We start from the raw sequence: 1045 nt of genomic DNA, 5'->3' as shown, positions 1-1045 counted from the left end.
TTGTTACTATAAATCAGCAGAAGCAGGAGATGGAAAACCAAGATTTGTAGGTGGAGATATGCCAACTATAATGGCAGGTCTTGCTTGTGGAGAACCAAATACTATAGGATTTGAAGTATTAAAAAATTATTCATCAGCATTCGTTTCAGCACCAGACTGGGTTTCTGCTAAAGGTATGAGAGTTTTAGGAAATCCTCTAAGAGGAGATGAAAAAGTAATCTCTGGAGAATCTGGAGCAGTTACAACTGGAGCATTAGTTTCAATACTTGAAAGTGAAGATTTAAAAGATTTAAGAGAGGCTTTAAAACTAGATGAAAACTCTAAAGTATTATTAATAAGTACAGAAGGAGACACTGACCCAGACAAATATAAAGATATAGTTTGGAATGGAGAATACCAAAGTAAATAAAAAATTTAAAATAAAAAATAAATAAATGTTTAATAAGTGAAATATTAATAAGTAAATAAGTAAAATAACAATAAATAAAGTGAAGCATCAATAAATTAAAAATTATATGGGGGAATATCAAAATGTTAAATGAAATAAGAAAAAAACAATTAACTGAAGTATGCCAAGATTTAATAAGAAATGCTAGTTATTCAGGTCAAGAAGAAAATGTAGTAAAGGCAATTGAAGAAAATTTTGCTATGCTAGGTTTTGACAGCTGGTCAAGAGATAGATATGGAAATATAATAGGATGCATAAAAGGAAACAAACCAGGGAAAAAAATATTATTTGATGGGCATATAGATACAGTTCCAGTTCCAGATGCAAGTAAGTGGAGTGTTCCTCCTTTTGAAGCAAGAATAGTAGATGGAAAAATATATGGTAGAGGAACTTCTGATATGAAGGGTCAAGTAAGTGCTATGATGGCGGCTGTTTCATACTTTGCAGAAGATACTAATAAAGACTTCGAAGGTGAATTATATGTAGCAGGAGTTGTTCATGAAGAAATATTTGAAGGAGTTTCAGCTAGAGAAATAAGTAAAGCTGTTAAACCTGATTATGTTGTAATCGGAGAATCTTCAGAACTAAACTTAAAGA

1 protein-coding gene and 1 pseudogene are annotated in these 1045 nt (G+C 31.2%); both read left to right on the top strand.

Translation table 11 applies throughout. The features are described 5' to 3' along the window. Positions 1-409 (top strand): annotated as a pseudogene (locus tag IC214_RS20110) (diaminopropionate ammonia-lyase); the annotation flags it as partial. A gap of 122 nt (positions 410-531) precedes the next feature. Beyond that, on the top strand, positions 532-1045 hold a 514-nt coding region (locus tag IC214_RS20105; RefSeq protein ID WP_227845147.1), incomplete at its 3' end, for a M20/M25/M40 family metallo-hydrolase.

Origin of the sequence: Clostridioides sp. ES-S-0190-01 (assembly GCF_020658275.1) — a bacterium.
Classification (GTDB): Bacteria; Bacillota; Clostridia; order Peptostreptococcales; family Peptostreptococcaceae; genus Clostridioides.
This window is presented reverse-complemented; position numbering and strand designations above follow the sequence as displayed.